This is a genomic window from Shimia thalassica (assembly GCF_001458215.1).
GTDB lineage: Bacteria > Pseudomonadota > Alphaproteobacteria > Rhodobacterales > Rhodobacteraceae > Shimia > Shimia thalassica.
In genome coordinates this window covers 1492199-1509288 of the sequence record NZ_CYTW01000001.1, presented here as the reverse complement: position 1 = coordinate 1509288, position 17090 = coordinate 1492199, and the positions used below count along the sequence as shown (strand labels likewise).

Sequence of the window (17090 nt, the reverse complement as noted above, 5' to 3'; positions counted from 1 at the left end):
CGTTCCCCGTCCAGCCGCATTGTGTTCCCTATCGAAATGCGACAATCTGGGGATCAATCAGACGGGAAAAACCATGCTGGACGCGACCTCAAAGTCTTATATCGAAGATATCTGGTGGGCCGGTGTCAAAGCCGTTCGCGGCACAGAGTCGGTGTTGAAAGCCCTGAAAGAACAACAGGTTTCGCGCCCGGATCAAATCATTGCCGTCGGCAAGGCCGCAACCGCCATGGCACGGGCCGCGATGGACCATTTTGGCGCTGGTATCCCGACTCTGGTTGTCACGAAATATGATCACACCGAGGCCCTGCCGAACTGTTGCAAGGTGATCGAAGCCGCGCATCCGGTCCCAGATGAAAACTCGCTTGTGGCAGGCTATGAAATCCACAAAACCGTGCGCACAATGCCCGAAAACAGCCATCTGTTGATGCTTGTCTCTGGCGGTGCATCGGCCCTCGCAGAATTTCCGAACGATGGCATGACCCTGTCGGGTTTGATGGCCGAAAACCAGCAAATGCTGGCACAGGGCTATGACATTCACGCGATGAATGCGCGTCGCAAAGAGCTTTCCCAGATCAAGGGCGGACGGCTTCTGGCCACGTTTCAGGGCGAGTTGGTCACCACGCTGGCCATTTCCGATGTGCAGGGTGACGACCTGTCGGTAATCGGGTCCGGCATTGGCGACGCGCCCGAGTTTTACCGGTTCAGCTTTGACCCTTTTATCGTTGCCTCCAATGCCATCGCCCGCCACGCCAGCGCCAAAGCCGCCACTGGTATGGGGCTGAATGTCCTGACCAACAGCGAAACGCTTTATGCCGATGTGTATGAACTGGCAGCCAGCATTGGGAAAACCCTGCGCCATGCCCCGCCCGGTCTGCATATCTGGGGCGGAGAGCCGACAATTGTGCTTCCTCCAGATCCGGGCCAAGGGGGCCGTAATCAGGCGCTGGCCCTTGCACTGGCGCGCGAAGTCTCTGGCATTATTGGCCTCACGATACTGGTTGCGGGCACCGACGGCACAGACGGGCCAACCGACGCAGCGGGCGGTTTTGCCAGCGGAGCCACATGGAGCGAAGATGCCGCGCGTTTCATGCGTCAGGCCGACGCCGGGCGGTTCCTTGAACATGCGGGCGCGTTGTTCAAATCAGGACCAACAGGCACAAATGTCATGGACCTGTTGATTGCGTTAAAAACCTGATCTCACCCTGACCGCTGTTGACGTGCAGCCAAAGATCAAACCGTCAAGGTCGCCGCCACAGCCCGTTTCCAAGCGGCATAGCGGCTCTCCCGTAATTCGTCGGGCATCGAGGGTTCAAACCGTTTCTCTTGTGACCAGGTTGCTGCAAAGCCGTCCATGTCGGGATACAGGCCCGCTTTCATTCCGGCCAGCCAAGCCGCCCCCGTCGCCGTGCTTTCAAGAACTTTGGGGCGATCAACCGGTGCTGCAAGAATGTCCGAGACAAACTGCATGGTCCAATCGCTTGCCGTCATACCACCATCAACACGCAGAACCGTCTCGCCCATCCGGCCCATATCGGCCTGCATCGCCTCGACAAGATCACGTGTTTGAAATCCGACACTCTCTAGGGCCGCGCGCGCCAGTTCCGCAGGCCCCGAATTGCGGCTCAGCCCGAAGACCGCGCCACGGCTGTCTGGTGACCAATAGGGCGCGCCAAGTCCGGTAAAAGCGGGCACAAGGATCAGCTCTTGCTCGGGGTCGGCCTCAAGCGCCAGACACATTGTATCGCGGGCGTGTTCAATGATACCCAACCCATCCCGCAACCACTGGACCACGGCACCGGCCACAAAGATTGCCCCCTCAAGCGCATAGGTCGTTTTTCCGTCCAGCTGATAGGCAACGGTTGTGAGCAATCGATTAGACGAAGCCACGGCGGTGCCACCTGTGTTCAAAAGCGCGAAACAGCCTGTCCCATAGGTCGACTTCATCATCCCCGGCGTAAAGCAGGCCTGCCCGATAGTGGCCGCCTGTTGATCTCCTGCGACGCCAAGGATCGGGATCTCGGCGCCCAGCATATCTTGGGTCACAGTGCCAAATTCGGCCGCGCAATCATGCACTTGGGGCAGCATCTTTAACGGCACATCCAACAACGCGCACATTTCGGGGCTCCACTGGCCACGGTGAATATCATATAGCAACGTGCGCGACGCGTTTGTAGCGTCCGTGGCGTGAACCTTGCCGCCCGTCAGCTTCCACATCAGAAAACAATCCACCGTCCCGAACAGCAAATCACCCGCTTCCGCCCGCTGGCGTGCTCCCTCAACATTGTCGAGAATCCAGCGCAGCTTGGTTCCCGAAAAATAGGGATCAAGCAACAATCCAGTGCGCGCGGAAACATCCGGCTCATGCCCCAAGGCCTTCAAATTTTGGCAGAATTCAGAGGTTCTGCGATCCTGCCAGACAATCGCATTGTGCACCGGCTCGCCTGTGTGACGGTCCCAGACAAGCGTCGTTTCCCTTTGGTTCGTGATCCCGATCGCCGCAACATCCCGCGCAGTGACACCAGCCGTGGTCAGCGCCTCCCGACAGGTTTTCAGTGTCGTCGACCACAGATCATCCGGATCATGCTCGACCCAGCCGGAAGCCGGAAAATGCTGTGGAAATTCTTGCTGAGCCACCGAGGCAACCTGCATGTCTTTGTCAAACAGGATGGCACGAGACGACGTCGTGCCCTGATCAATTGCAAGGATATAAGTCATAACAGCCTTCCGTCTTGTGAACGTGACATCGCGTCCTTTGGGTCTGTGCTTAGAGTGCCCCGAAACGCCGCTGTCGCCAATTGGTTTTCCGAAGGCATGCCCTGCATAAGAAAACCGGACGGCAGGTTTCCCTGCCATCCGGCCAAATGCATTCAGATGGATCTGTCAGCGCGCTTATGCGTTGGGCTTCGCGCGCTCCCATGGGCGAATGAAATCACCCAGGACTTTGCCAATCTCTTCGTCCGACGCAGTGCCGGACACTTCGGCGATCAGGCCGCGCTTTTTGTCATCAAGAACGCTGACGACTTGCGCCGCGACATCGGCCTTGTCCAAAGACGCGTTGTAGATGCGCGTGATCGCGGATTTGCGCAGATCAGGCTTAAAGATCTTACCCACCGCCGTTTTCGGCAGCTCTGGCATGATCTCGATGTGCTTGGGCATCGCGGCACGCTCGTGAATGTGAACGCCTGCGTGTTTTTGCAGTTCTTCAACCGTCACTGTCGCCCCTTCCACAAGTTCGACATAGACGCAGGGCACTTCGCCCGCATAGGCATCGGGTTGTCCAATCGCGCCAGCGAAGGCCACATCATGATGCGCCAGCATCGCTTCTTCGATTTCGGCAGGATCAATGTTGTGACCACCGCGAATGATCAGGTCCTTGGCGCGGCCCGTGATCCAGAGATACCCCTCGTCGTCCAAACGCCCAAGGTCGCCTGTGCGCAGGTATTTTTCGTGGTGGTAAAGATCAACGTTCTTGTCTGCTTCCGTGTATGTGTTTCCGGCAAAGACACCGGGGTTCGACACACAGATTTCGCCAACCTCATCCGCGGCACATTCGACCGGACCGTCTGGCGTATCTTTAAAGATGCGCACATCACAGTGCGGGAAAGGCAGCCCGACCGAGCCGACTTTCTTGGCGCCCGTGGGCGGGTTACATGACACAAGACAGGTCGCCTCGGTCAGACCATACCCTTCGACGATATCCACGCCACAGGTGCTCTCGAACCGCTTGAACAGCTCCATCGGCATCGGGGCCGATCCAGAGAACGCCGTTTTGACCGACGAAATATCCGCATCCACCGGACGCTGCATCAGCGCGGCAACAGCCGTGGGCACGGTAATGATGAACGAAATTTTCCAGCGCTCGATCAGCTTCCAGAAGTTGTCGAACACCCCGTCGCCGCGATACCCTTGTGGTGTCGGGAAAATAACGTGTGCCCCGGACGAGATAGCAGCCTGCATGATCACGTGAACCGCGAACACGTGGAACAGCGGCAGCGGGCACATGATGTTGTCTTTTTCGGTGAACAACAGACGATCACCCAGCCAACCGTTATAGATCATGCCCGAGTATTTGTGCTGGGCCACTTTCGGCATGCCTGTGGTGCCACCGGTGTGGAAATAGGCGCCGACGCGATCCACCTTGGGATCTTCGAAATCAAGCGTGGTGTTCTGTTTGGCGACTTCTTTGTTGAAGCTTTTGTAATCCGCGTGCGGCTTGCCTTCGATCTTGGGTCGGATAAGCGGCACGATCCAGGATTTCGGGGGCGTCAAATAGCGGTTGAGGTCAATTTCCAGAACAGTGTGCACATGGGGCGCATGGCGCACGGCCTCGGCCACCTTTTGGGCGATATCAGTTTTTGGAAATGCCTTCAGCGTCACGACGACTTTGGCATCGGTTTCGCGCAAGATCGCGGCGATCTGTTCCGGCTCAAGAAGCGGGTTGATCGGGTTCACAATGCCCGCAACCATACCGCCCAGAAGCGTGACCAGTGTCTCGTTGGCATTGGGCAGGATGTAGGCAACAGTATCTTTTTCGCCAACACCCAGATCCCGAAACAGGTTTGCGGCCTGTGTCACTTTGGAGTGCAGCTGCGACCAAGTCAGGGTTTCTGCCTTGTCCGTTGGACCAGACATCAACTGATAGCTGGCAGCCGGACGGTCCGGAAACCGGTTTTTGGTGTTTGTCAGGAACTCGTAAATCGTCGTGGGCAGCTCACGCTCTTCCCAGGCCATTTCTTGCTCGATTTTCTTAAGGTCTTCGACTGACGAAAACGTCATATTCCTTCTCCTCCCGTAACCTGCTGCTCCCTGCGCAGGGCCTTGTCTGTCAAGATGTGGTCTAAGACACCAAGTCGCAAGTGAATGAAAACAGGGGACGCTGGGTAAAGCAATGTGGAAACGTTGCGTTAATCGCGGAATTGCACCTAAACGCAAGCATTCTCTCAAGAAACAGCCCGGACACACTGTCTCCGGGCCGAATTTCTATCTTTAGACATAGTTTGCGAACCTCTTTGGAAAGAGGGCCCGCTTTAGGCTGGAATGCGCAGAACCTGACCGGGGTAGATTTTGTCAGGGTGGCTCAGCATTGGACGGTTGGCCTCGAAAATCTCGTTATAGCGATTGCCGTCACCCAGTGCTTTTTGCGAAATAGCCCAAAGGGTGTCGCCTTTTTCAACCGAATGGAACACCGGCTCGGGGCCGTTGCTTTCGTCTGCAACCGCGGCAACGCCTTCGACGTTTCCAACGGCAAGAATGACCTTTTCGCGCATTTCCTGACTGACGGCTTCACCGCTGACTTTGACCGTGTCGCCGTCCACCGAGATCTCGAGACCTTCGGCGTCCAAGCCCAACTCGGTCACCTCCTTTTTCAGCGCGTCGGCGTCTGGCGCATCATCGCCACCAAACAACGATTTGCCCGCGTCCTTCATGAAATTCCACATACCCATAACATACGTCTCCCGATTGATTTCCCCTTTTTCTACAGACGTAACCGCCCGCAAAGAAAGGGGGAAATCAGAGCATCTCTGCCCCGTCGGTGAATTGCAGCTTGGCCAGTTTCGCATAAAGGCCGCCTTGCGTGACAAGATCGTCATGTGTGCCCTGCGCAACGATTTTCCCGTCTTCCATTACAAGGATACGATCCGCCTTTTTCACGGTTGCCAGACGGTGCGCGACGATAATCGTCGTGCGTTCAAGCGACATCTCATCCACCGCCTTTTGCACCAGACGCTCGCTTTCTGCGTCGAGCGCAGAGGTGGCTTCATCCAGCAACAGAACCGGCGCATCGCGCAAGATGGCACGGGCAATCGCGATCCGCTGTTTCTGTCCACCGGACAGCATCACACCGCGCTCACCAACAAAGGCGTCATATCCTTCGGGCAAGGCCGAGATAAAGTCATGCGCGGCAGCTGCGCGCGCGGCAGCTTCGACCTCGGCGTCGCTGGCGGCAGGGCGGCCAAAGCGGATGTTTTCACGCGCCGTGTCCGCAAAAATGACCGGATCTTGCGGAACAAGAGCCATGTGTTCCCGAAAATCGCTGCGTGTCATTTCGGTCAGGGGAATGCCGTCCAGCATCACCTGCCCCTGATCGGGATCATAGAAACGCTGGATCATTTGAACGATGGTTGTCTTGCCCGCGCCGGACGGCCCGACCAATGCAACCGTTTCACCGGGTTTGATCGTAACATCCACATGATCCAGTGCCTGCGTTCCCGGACGCGCCGGATAGGCAAACGAAACATCGTCAAACGTGATCTCTCCCCGTACAGGCGCAGCCAGCGTTTTGGGACTTGCGGGATCCTGAACCGAATCTTCCGCGCTGAGCAGTTCGACCAAGCGTTCTGTCGCCCCTGCCGCGCGCTGCAACTCACCCCAGGTTTCGGACAATGCCCCAACAGACCCCGCCACCATGACGGAATAAATCACAAACTGGACCAAGGCACCGACGCTCATGCCTTCGGCGCGCACATCCCGTGCTCCGATCCACAGAACCCCGACAACCCCCGAGAAAATCAGGAAAATCACAATCATTGTCATGATCGCGCGCGTATTGATGCGGCGGTTTGCGGCCTGCAAAGACAGATCGGTGATATCGGCAAAGCTGCGTCTGGCCCGTGGTTCGTTGGTAAAGGCCTGCACGGTTTGCACGGACAAAAGCGCCTCGGAGGCGTTGCCCGAGCTTTCCGCGATCCAATCCTGGTTCTCTCGGCTCAATTTGCGCAGACGCCGCCCCAGAACAAGAATGGGCACAATAACCGCCGGCACAATCAACAGCACCATTCCGGTGAGCTTAGCAGATGTAATCAACATCAAAACAAGGCCACCAAAGAACAGCAATACATTGCGAAGCGCGATGGAGACGGACGATCCGATCACAGACTGGATAACGGTGGTGTCCGTTGTAATCCTGCTGACGACTTCGCCGGTCATGATCTTTTCAAAGTAGGTCGGGCTCATCGACAACACGCGGTCGAACACCGCTTTGCGAATGTCGGCAACGACAAACTCACCCAATCGCGTCACAAGAAGATACCGCAGCGCCGTTCCCACCGCCAGGAGCGAGGCAAATCCCATCGCCGCAAGGAAGTATTTGTCGAGAAGCGCGTCACTTTCGGTGCCGAAGTTGTCAACGACGCGACGTACGGCAACAGGCAAAACCAACGACACACAGGCCGTCAGCATAAGGGCCAGAAGCGCCATAAATGCCAGAATCTTGTAAGGCGCAATGAATGGAGCAAGTTCCCGAAGTGCCCCAACGCGTTTCGACTTTTCCCGGTCTTGTTCGCTGGGTTGGGCGGTAGGTTTTCTGGCCATGAAGGTCCTCTTGCTTCAGCATTTCAGCCTTAGTGGCCCTGCCCGCGCTTGGGGTCAAGAAGACACTTCGTCAGAAAAGCATCGCAGTGTCGCCCATAAATTCAGAAAGCGATCCTTGAATCACACTCAAGGCGGGACAATCGTTATCGATTTTCAAATAAAATCAACACGCTATCAAGAAAACCTGATCCGGCGCCGTATGTCATGTAGGAAAGGAGATTTTCTGGAGCGGGCGGCGGGAATCGAACCCGCGTCATTAGCTTGGAAGGCTAAGGTCTTACCACTACACAACGCCCGCTCTGTTGGGACATCTGATATTTAATACGGCTTGGGAGGTCAATAGGCCCTTTTGCATTTCTCACTCAGAATTTTCATGTCTCACAAACTTCGCATCACTTTTCCCCGACAACACGACATCGTCGACATATTTCACAGCCATTCCACGCCTTATGTGCAAAGATGAGTCGACAAGCCGGTTTCATTTCGGGTGTTGTATAAGAGATAGACTAATTTTTTGGGGAGGCATCGCGGTGCTTTGGATTAAGAGACTTGCCGTATTGTTAGCTGGGCTTCTGGTATTCGTGGTGGTCGCGGGCTGGCTGTTTCTGTCATCGGCGCTGTTTTCCGGACCACGCAGCAACCTTGTCGAGAACATTCTGGAAAAACAGCTGGGCCAAGACGTCCAGATCAATGGCGACGTGCGCGTTGTCCCCGGTCGGTTCCTCAAGGTGACCGCCGAAGGTCTGTCCCTGCCCAGCCAAAGCATGCCCGACATAACGCTTGCAGAAATCGCGGCAATTCATTTTGATATGCCGTTGAGCGACTTCTGGGCCGGTCATGTTGAAATCAGCAACCTGTCGGTGACCGGAACAAGCGCCAACCTCATCGTGGACGAAACAGGCACGGCGTCCTGGAAATCCGGCGACGGGACAAAAACCGCCAAGGCCCCGAAATCCGAGAAGCCCAAGAAAAGCACCCCATTGGCGCAGATCTTTACCGACAGAACCCTGCGCCTTGGCGACACACAGGTAATTTACAAGAACGCGATAAACGGCCTCGATCTTGATCTCACGCTGACAGAGATCGCTTTGGATCGGGGGGACGGCACATCGCCCCGCACATTGTCCGGTTCGGGGACCCTGAATGACGCGGCCATGACCCTGACCGGCACCTTCCCCAAAGATGCACCGTTTCAGGCAACGCTGGCCTTTGAACATATCGACATCACTTTGGACGGCACTCCTGCCGAAGGTGGCTATGACGCCGGTTTCCAAGTTGCCATGATGGCGCAAATCGCGGAACTCGGTCAATTTCTCGATGTTGTTAAACTCGAGCGTGCCATCGAAGGCACCGCCCACGTCGGCGCGGTTCTTAAACATGGCGACGGCGTCACGCGCATTGATGACCTTGACGTTCTGGCGACGCTCGACACCGGACAAAGCGTTGTTGTCACTGGCAATATGGGCGAACTGGGCAGCAAAGCAGATGTGTCTCTTGTGACCCGCATCCGGCTTTACCCCGAGGATAACGAACCTGCCCCCACCAAAAAACGCGCCGACCTCAAGCTTGTTTCGGTGGACATGGTCATCGACAGCGTGCCCGGCCAGACGCCCCAACGTTCGATGGTGATCGAAACCAACGGCTTTACCCTTGATACGGCTGGCGAAGGCCCGCCTCCGATTTCCGTCTCACAGTTGTCACGCACACCGGAGGGGAAGCTGCGGCTTGGCAATTTGAACCTGCGGATCGGCCCCCCATCTGAACCGTTTATCATTCTGGATGGTATTGTCGAAGATGCCCTTAACCTTCAGGGCATATCTGCCGAAGGGCAAATTGCTTTTCCTGCGGATGCCCTCCTTAAACCGGAAGGGTTCAAAGGCGGCAAAAGCCTTGGGGACTTCTCGGGCGACTTTCACCTGAACGGCAACATTCAACGTCTGAGCCTGAGCAACCTTGATGCAAAAACAAGCGGCACCGATCTTTGGGACCTCGAGGTGCACGGCACCGTTGAAAACGTGCTGCGGTTCGAAGACGTAAACCTTGATATCGCGGTTGATGTGCCTTCCGGCGCAGACCTTCTGACGGCGATGTCCTTGAACCCCGTTCAAACCGGACACACGGAATTGTCCGCCAATCTGAGAAGCCAGGGCAATGACTGGGGTGCCGAGGCGCATATTGGCATTGGTCCGTCGGAGCTGTCTTTGAAAATTGATCTGGATGATCTGACCACCACGCCCGTCGTCAACGGCAGCATCGAAAGCGACATGATCCAGCTGGATCACCTACGCCAGATCATCGCCGCCTCGATCGAGCTTCGTAAAATTGACGAGGCGCCTGCCCCGGAAACGGCCAGCCCGCTGAAAGATGTGACGCTGATGCCTTTGGGACGCGCCGTTCTGCTGTCTGGTGTTGATCTGGATGTGGATCTGGATCTGCGCCATATCGAAGGCGCGAAAGGCGTCAGCAGCATCCAGAGCGAACTTACCCTGAAAGAAAAACAACTGGCCGCGGGCCCGCTCAAATTTGAATATGGCGGTGCGCATTTTGATGTCAGCGGTGCGATGGACCTCAACGACGAGGCCCATATCCTTAATCTCAAGGGCAAAGCGGGCGGCTGGCAAATGCACGAATTGCTTGAAGCTTTGAAATTCAAGAAGGGTGCCAGCGGCACGCTCTATGCCGACTTTGATGTTTCTGGTCCGACGTCTTCGGTGAAGGATTTTATCAACGCCATTTCCGGCAATGCCATGGTTTCGATGAACAAGGGATCTATTGAAACACAGCTTCTCGATCTCGCGGGACTTGGCGTTTTGCCCTGGCTGTTTTCAAGCCACAAACAGAAGGTTGCCCCCATCGTCTGCCTGCGCGCGCCGATCTATTTGTCGAACGGCAACATTTCGACAAAACGCACCGTGGTTGAAACAGATCAGGTTCAGATCGTAGCCTTTGGCGACGTCAGCCTGCCTGCGAAAAGCATCAACATGAATGTGCAGCCCAGAAAAATCGGTGAGCCTTTGAAACGCAGCCCATGGCCGTTTACCGCCTCGGGGTCTTTGACCAAACCCAAGATCAAGGTCAAGGATGGCCCCAAAAAGCTCAAGCGGTCGGATGGGGCCAACAAGATGCCCGCCAAACGCAAGCTCTGTGTGCCGGATATCCTGCAATTGCAGTAGCCAATGCGCAAACAACTCGGATACTCTGGTGATCAGGGCGCCAAGCCCTGAAACACTGGGGGAGCATGCGATATGACAAGAAGAACAATCCGCGCGGCGTTATTGTCTGTAACACTGGCGGTTTCTGCGACGTATGTGCATGCAGGTCAGGTCGAACAACAGCTGGAAAGCTGGGTCACAACCTTGACGGCTGGCACAGCGGCCGTGACACAAAGCGAAATCACCGCCTCGGTGTTTATTCCCGAATTCTATGCCCTCCGGTCTTATGCGCCCGCTTGGTTCGATGACACGACTGCAACTGCGCTTTTTGCCGAACTGGATCGTGGCATCGCCCAGGGGTTTCGGGCCCAAGATTTTCATATCGATGACCTCAGAGCGGCCTATGCAAAGGCGCAATCAACGCAAAACGCTGGCGACATTGCGACGTATGATATTTTGGCCAGCGATGCTGTTGCCAAGCTATTGAACTATTCCATTTTCGGCAAAGTCGACCCCGCCAAACTGGATGGGAACTGGAACTTTGAACGGTTGGTTTTGCAACAAAACCCGCCGCAAGTCGTCAATGCATTTCTGGAAGGCGACGGCATCACCGCCTTGATGGATCAGGTTCTGCTGAAGGCGCCGCAATACAGTCGCCTGATGCGCGCGCTTGCCTACTATCGTGACATCGCTTCAACTGGCGGGTGGCCGCAGGTTCCGGACACAACCACGCTAAAACCCGGCATGGTGGACGAAGCCGTCAATGCCTTGCGTTATAGGCTGGCCGGGGAATTTGCCTTGAACGCGGGTCAAATTCTGCCGCCCGCACCAGACACCGGAGAGCCGGCCAGCTGGGTCTATGACCAGAACCTCGTTGCAGACATGAAGGTCTTTCAGGCCCGTCACGGTCTTGAGGCCGACGGTGTGATCGGGCCCAAAACATTTGTTGCGCTGAACCGAAGCGCGGATGATCGGGTCAATCAAATCCGCCTCAGCCTTGAACGCGCGCGCTGGATCATGCGGGACCTCGAAGATGACTATGTTCTGGTGAACATCGCGGGCGGGCAAACATATTATGCCAAAGGCGATGAAGTGTGGATCACCCGCTCGGTCACAGGCACACAATATCGCCAGACCCCAGTGTTTCGCGACAATATCCAGTACATGGAAATCAACCCGACGTGGACCGTGCCCAATTCGATTTTCCGCAAAGACAAATTAACGCGCATCCGCAAAGATCCAAACTATCTGTCGCGCAACGGGTATGTCGTGAAAACGCGCGATGGCACCGTCATTCCGGCGTCATCTGTTGATTGGTCCGCCTCAAATCCGCCGGTTACCCTGATGCAAAAACCCGGTGACAACAACGCCTTGGGACAGATCAAGTTCATGTTTCCCAACGCACATTCTGTCTATCTGCACGACACTGACAATCGCGATCTGTTCAATCGCAATGAACGCAACCTCAGCTCTGGCTGCGTACGGGTCGAATACCCGTTCGAGTTCGCCAACCTTTTGATGGAAGGGGATCCGGACTGGTCCGAAAGCAGGTTGCAATCCATTCTGGAAAGTGGACAAACCACGCGCATCCCCCTGCCCCAACCCGTGCCCGTTCTGTTGACCTATTGGACCGCCTGGGTGGATGGGGACGCCGTGCAATTCCGGGAAGACCTCTATGATAGAGACACCAAAATCCTTGACGCTTTGAACAAGTAAGGCGCTTTCTCTGGTGACGTGGCCGCTTCCTTGGCTAGGATACCGTTATCCTGTCACGGCTTTGCAAAGGCGTCCGCCCCATGTTTCGTATTCTGTTTTTGTGTTTCTGTCTCATCGTCACACCCGCAATCGCACAGAACAAAGCGGCGGTGGAACAACAGTTCCAAAGCTGGCTGGACAAAACGCTTTGGCCCAAGGCCCGCGCCGCCGGCGTATCGCGCACTACGTTTAATGCGGCCTTCAAGGGCGTAAGCCTGAACTGGAAACTGCCCGACCTTGTTCCTCCGGGCAGCAGTCAAAGCGGTCCCCGCCAACAACGCCAGGCCGAATTCGGCTCGCCCGGAAAATACTTTTCCGCCGGATCGGTGCAGGGCGCCAACCGCGTTGGCAAACAAATGGCACAACGTCACGCCAAGGCCCTTTCCCGCACCGAGAGAAAGACCGGCGTGCCGGGCCGGATCATCCTCGCAATCTGGGGACGCGAAAGCGGGTATGGGCGTGTGAATATCCCGCATGACGCGTTCGAGGTCTTGGGCACCAAGGCGTTCATGAGCACCCGCGCCCCCTATTTCACGGACGAACTGATCGCAGCTTTGAAAGTGGTCAACAGCCGCTCTGCGCCAAAGGGACGCCTGAAAAGCAGTTGGGCCGGTGCCTTGGGACAACCACAGTTCATGCCATCGAATGTTCTGGCCTATGCGGTGGACGGCGATGGCAACGGGCGCGCCGATATCTGGGCATCCGAGGCCGACACAATCGCCTCGATTGGAAACTATCTGAACAAACACGGGTGGAAAAAGGGCCGCGACTGGGGCTTTGAAGTTCGGGTTCCGGCCAGCGTGTCTTGTACCTTGGAAGGTCCGGATCAAGGCAAACGGATCTCCGATTGGGCCAATCTCGGGATCACTCGCGTTTCAGGAAAGCCGTTCCCCAAGGCAGAAGCCCGCAAAGAAGGATTTCTTTTGATGCCCGCAGGACGCGGCGGTCCGGCCTTTGTCGTGACCCCCAACTTTTATGTTCTGAAAGAATACAACAAAAGCGATCTATACGCTCTTTTTGTCGGGCACGTCGGAGACCGCATCCAATACAACGTCGGTGATTTTTCCGCCGGTTGGGCCCCTGTTGGCGGGCTCTACAGGTCCGATGTCGCCAAAATGCAGCGCGCCTTGGAACGGCAGGGACACGATGTCGGCGGTGCAGACGGATTACCGGGTTTCAAAACGCGCCGCTCGATCGGGCGTTGGCAAGAGGCCAATGGCCAGCCTGCGACCTGTTTTCCGGAAAAGAGGATGAAATCGGCTCTCAAATGAAGGGCTGGTCGGGCCTCAGCGATCGCGGTGAAACGAGATTTAAGACGTCAGGCTAATTTGGCGGGTCTGACTGTTCAGCCACAGGGGCGTCGCCCTTTTCCGGAGGCACGGCAAGGTCCATTTCCGGAGTATAGACCCGGTGCTGTGCACGCCCCCGCCTTTTTGCATCATAGAGCGCGGTATCGGCCTGAACCAACAGGGTTTCCGCACTCAGACCAGCAGTTGTCGCGGATGGTGCAAACCCCAGCGATGTCGAAATCTTGCATTCGTCAGCATTAAACGGGATCGGTTTCTCGATCCGCGCGATCACACGGTTTGCAAAGCCAGCCAGCTTTTTGTCCGATAGTGCCCCCGACAGTAGCAGCACAAATTCATCCCCGCCGATGCGTGCCACGCAATCCCCTTCACGCGTTTCTTCAACAAGAATGCGCGCCACGGTTTGAAGCACATGGTCCCCTGCGGCATGGCCGAAGGTGTCGTTCACCCTTTTGAAATAGTCCAAATCCATCTGCGCCACCACCAACGGGCGTCCGGATTCAAGCCATCGTGCAAGGATCATATCAAGCGCCCTGCGGTTCTTCAGCCCCGTTAGCGTATCCGTAAAGGCCTGTTCTTCTGCGGCGATCATCGCGCCTTGCAGGCGCTGGTTCAATTTGCGCGACGCTTCCATCGCGGCAGATTTGGCCTCGATCAGGTACAACATCTCGATTGTTAAATCCGTCGCGGCAAAATCGGCGCTGGTCAGCGCGTAATCCCGCACGCCCTCCATGACCGAAAACCCGAAAGACAGGTTAATCACCGACACCTCTTCGGTTTCAATGTTGACCAGCCCCCCCTTCAGGATCGTCTGTGGGGCGCATCGTTTGCGAACCCGCAATCGTTGCCCAGAAACCTCACGCAACTGTGCCATCGTATTCACCGAACGTGGACGCATCAGCTCAAAAACTTCAAGGAACCGCTTGCCGACAACAGTTTCATCCGGCATCAGCTTTCGCAAAGTTGGCCCTGCGTGTTTGATGTGCCCGGTCTTGTCCAGCACCACGTGCATCGGGCAAAACGCCTCGAGCATGTCGCATATCTCTTGAATTCTTGGCATGATTTCCTATCCGGCAGCGGGCCCCAGTTCAAAGCTGCGCCCTTCTGCAAAGGCGCTTTCGAACAGGGTGACATCGACGATTTCCGCCCCGCGACCGGGATTTTGCTCGCGATATTCAAGAAACACCAAGGCCCCGTAATCATCCGCCAAGGTCCGCAGGACCCCCATCATTACATGTCCGAACCCCGGTTTGGGATAGGTGCAAACAAGACTGAAACAGGAATAACTGTGTTCCTGAAGCTCCATCTGCGGCAAATGCAGGTCATCCACCGCAAGACGCGCCCGATCCGGTAACTCATCCAGAGAATGCAGGAATTCAACAAAGGTCTCACCGCCAAACCGCAGCAAACGCCGCAACGCCTCGACATTGGGATGGGACACCAGATAGGTTCCAATATCCTCAAGCACCGTTTCGCGGGGCACGCCCAAAACCTGTTCAGAAGCGGTCAGAACCGCCTCGGTCAAGGCATCGTCATACTGCAGCATCGCCTCAAATTCTGTAAATTCGAGATCCGCCTTGCGGGTGACGTCCCGCCACCGCGCACGCCCGTAGGTATCGCAGACAAATGACTGAATTGCCCTGTTTATCAAACCATGCATAACGTCGTTCCGTTCGTTGCCGGAATGACTATGCCAAGACGAGGTTTAAGATTTTCCCAATATCTTCAATTTTGCGGAAGCAGTTCGATATCCCCCAGCCAAAGCGCCTTGCGCCGGCTTGGGGCAAGGCGGAAATCACCGGCCAAAACCTGATTGACCTGATCCTGTGACAGCCGCACCGGCGCACCGGTTGTCCCGTCCCGAATGGGTCCTGCGGCCTCAAGCGCACCAAAACGGACGGCGACACTCACGGCCTCATAGCCTTCGCCACTTCCGGGCAAAAAGATCATGCCCTCTTGCCCATCCGAGGCGGGATCAAATTCCCCGAGGACCAACACGCATCCCGGATCATGCTCGCGTTCACAGGACACCAGCCAATCCTGCAACCGGAAATCCGGCAGGTTGGTCAACAACTCGCGGTCAAGCTCAACCCCTTCGGCCACAAGCGTGATCACCTCGACCAACCGTCCGACACGGTCTTCACGCAGGACATCTTCGCTTTTGCGTTCAAAGATATAACGTTTGCCGGTTGAACTCGCAAAACCAACCGCTTCCCGCAGTTCTGCATGTTCCTCGCCTTCAAGCGCCCGCAACTGCGCAGCCCCCGCAGCGCCAGCAAGCCCCCATTCATGCACCATTTCCCAGATGGGCACGTCCTGAGGTCGTGATTTGCCGTCAAGATAGCGTGAAACCTGACTGTTCGTCGCAATCCGCTGGGCATCGAGGACCGGTGACATCCAGATCAAACAGGCCACCATCATCGCAAGCGCAATCACCATATTGGCTTTGCGAATGCGGGCCATCCACTGTTTGCGACGCAACACCGCCAAGACATAAAAAACACCATAGGCCACGGCAAACAGCCCCAATACCGCCGAGGCCAGCCTGGCTGGTGTCCAGCCGTGTTGTGCGACCCGCAACCAAACGGAATAGACAATCAAGCCGGCCAAGACCGGCAACAACAGCGCCAGCCCCTCTGTGGACAGCCGCATCAACCGGTTTGAAACGGCTTCGCTTTCGTTTTTGTCGATCGACACACTGATCAGCGACACCGCGCCCGCCACAACGGCCAGCAATGTCCCCGCAGGTGACAACCCGCCAAAAAGGGCATTGGGGTCCTGAAACGGAAGGGCGCCAACAAAAATAACAACAACAGCCAGCATCGCGGGCGTCAAAAGACGCAACAGATGCAAAACCAGATATGCAGAAAGATAATCGCGCATTTCGTAGCCGACCATCAAAGCCACCCCCAAGACGGCGCCGGTCAGAACATACGGTACAGGATCATAATCCAGGATTGTCTCGATTGCCGAGATCCCGACGATATTCAGCAAGGCATTCGACAGAAAAACGAGCAGCCAGAAGGCCCCGACAAACATCCACGCCGCCGTGTAACGCACGACAATCGCCCAAGAATAATCAAACAGTTTTTCGTATTTGCGCCAGTAAGTCTTGTCGCTCACATAGGCGGCTGCAAACGGCGTCCCGATAAACAGGAACAATCCCCATGCCTGAATAAGTAAACTGTCTTCCCACAAGGTTTCGGCGGTCTCGAACCGCAGACTGCCCCAACCGAGCATCATGGCGGCCGGAATCGACAACGCTGCTGCCCCCATGGCGGCACGCGGGATCTGGACAGGCCCAACAATCGCCAGCATCACCGCAACAAACCCGCACCCCATCGCCAGCACCGTGGCAAACAGATGCGGATTGGTCAGGATGTCCGGCAAGATGTCAAACATTGCCCAGATCGCCAGTCCGGTCATGCCGCCAACAACTGCCATTGTGGCGCGACCGCTGGTCACTTGCGCATCTTGAGTCGTCATGAGTGTCCCCGTCTACTTGTCTGGAATGTAAGCAGGATTGTGCAGAGTTTACAGGGCAAACCGATCAATTTGATCTGGC

Annotated in this window: 11 protein-coding genes and 1 tRNA gene; 4 read left to right on the top strand and 8 right to left on the bottom strand. The window is 56.2% G+C overall.

Annotated elements, in window-relative coordinates; translation table 11 throughout:
* The first annotated feature begins 73 nt into the window (after positions 1-73).
* On the top strand, positions 74-1195 hold the full coding sequence (locus PH7735_RS06735) for a glycerate kinase type-2 family protein (RefSeq protein ID WP_058310507.1): 1122 nt from the start codon (positions 74-76) through the stop codon (positions 1193-1195).
* 35 nt (positions 1196-1230) lie between these two features.
* Here PH7735_RS06735 and glpK read toward each other — a convergent pair whose 3' ends face one another.
* The 5 genes from glpK to PH7735_RS06710 all read right to left on the bottom strand — a co-directional run bounded on the left by glpK (position 1231) and on the right by PH7735_RS06710 (position 7609).
* Positions 1231-2715 (bottom strand): glycerol kinase GlpK, encoded by a 1485-nt coding sequence (glpK, locus tag PH7735_RS06730; protein WP_058310506.1) that lies wholly within the window; start codon positions 2713-2715, stop codon positions 1231-1233.
* 174 nt (positions 2716-2889) lie between these two features.
* On the bottom strand, positions 2890-4776 hold the full coding sequence (locus tag PH7735_RS06725; RefSeq protein ID WP_058310505.1) for an acyl-CoA synthetase: 1887 nt from the start codon (positions 4774-4776) through the stop codon (positions 2890-2892).
* Between the two features lie 251 nt (positions 4777-5027).
* Positions 5028-5444, bottom strand: a complete 417-nt coding sequence (gene lysM / locus PH7735_RS06720) for a peptidoglycan-binding protein LysM (RefSeq protein ID WP_058310504.1) — start codon at positions 5442-5444, stop codon at positions 5028-5030.
* 67 nt (positions 5445-5511) lie between these two features.
* Positions 5512-7311, bottom strand: coding sequence for an ABC transporter transmembrane domain-containing protein (locus tag PH7735_RS06715; protein ID WP_058310503.1), 1800 nt, complete (start codon positions 7309-7311; stop codon positions 5512-5514).
* A 224-nt stretch (positions 7312-7535) separates the two neighbouring features.
* A tRNA-Gly gene (locus tag PH7735_RS06710) sits at positions 7536-7609 on the bottom strand.
* A 232-nt stretch (positions 7610-7841) separates the two neighbouring features.
* Here PH7735_RS06710 and PH7735_RS06705 point away from each other — a divergent pair.
* From PH7735_RS06705 to PH7735_RS06695, 3 genes are all read left to right on the top strand, one after another.
* Positions 7842-10484: an AsmA family protein gene (locus PH7735_RS06705; protein ID WP_158503190.1), complete on the top strand. Its 2643-nt coding sequence runs from the start codon at positions 7842-7844 to the stop codon at positions 10482-10484.
* A 72-nt stretch (positions 10485-10556) separates the two neighbouring features.
* Positions 10557-12179 carry a L,D-transpeptidase family protein gene (locus tag PH7735_RS06700; RefSeq protein ID WP_058310501.1) on the top strand — a complete coding sequence of 541 codons (1623 nt, stop codon included), beginning with the start codon at positions 10557-10559 and terminating at the stop codon, positions 12177-12179.
* Between the two features lie 80 nt (positions 12180-12259).
* Positions 12260-13489: a lytic murein transglycosylase gene (locus PH7735_RS06695; protein WP_058310500.1), complete on the top strand. Its 1230-nt coding sequence runs from the start codon at positions 12260-12262 to the stop codon at positions 13487-13489.
* 52 nt (positions 13490-13541) lie between these two features.
* Here the strand turns inward: PH7735_RS06695 and PH7735_RS06690 are convergent, their stop codons facing one another.
* From PH7735_RS06690 to PH7735_RS06680, 3 genes are all read right to left on the bottom strand, one after another.
* Positions 13542-14585 carry a diguanylate cyclase domain-containing protein gene (locus PH7735_RS06690; protein ID WP_058310499.1) on the bottom strand — a complete coding sequence of 348 codons (1044 nt, stop codon included), beginning with the start codon at positions 14583-14585 and terminating at the stop codon, positions 13542-13544.
* 6 nt (positions 14586-14591) lie between these two features.
* Positions 14592-15185: a heme NO-binding domain-containing protein gene (locus tag PH7735_RS06685; RefSeq protein ID WP_058310498.1), complete on the bottom strand. Its 594-nt coding sequence runs from the start codon at positions 15183-15185 to the stop codon at positions 14592-14594.
* A 65-nt stretch (positions 15186-15250) separates the two neighbouring features.
* Positions 15251-17011 carry a DUF4153 domain-containing protein gene (locus PH7735_RS06680; RefSeq protein WP_058310497.1) on the bottom strand — a complete coding sequence of 587 codons (1761 nt, stop codon included), beginning with the start codon at positions 17009-17011 and terminating at the stop codon, positions 15251-15253.
* Between the last annotated feature and the right edge of the window lie 79 nt (positions 17012-17090).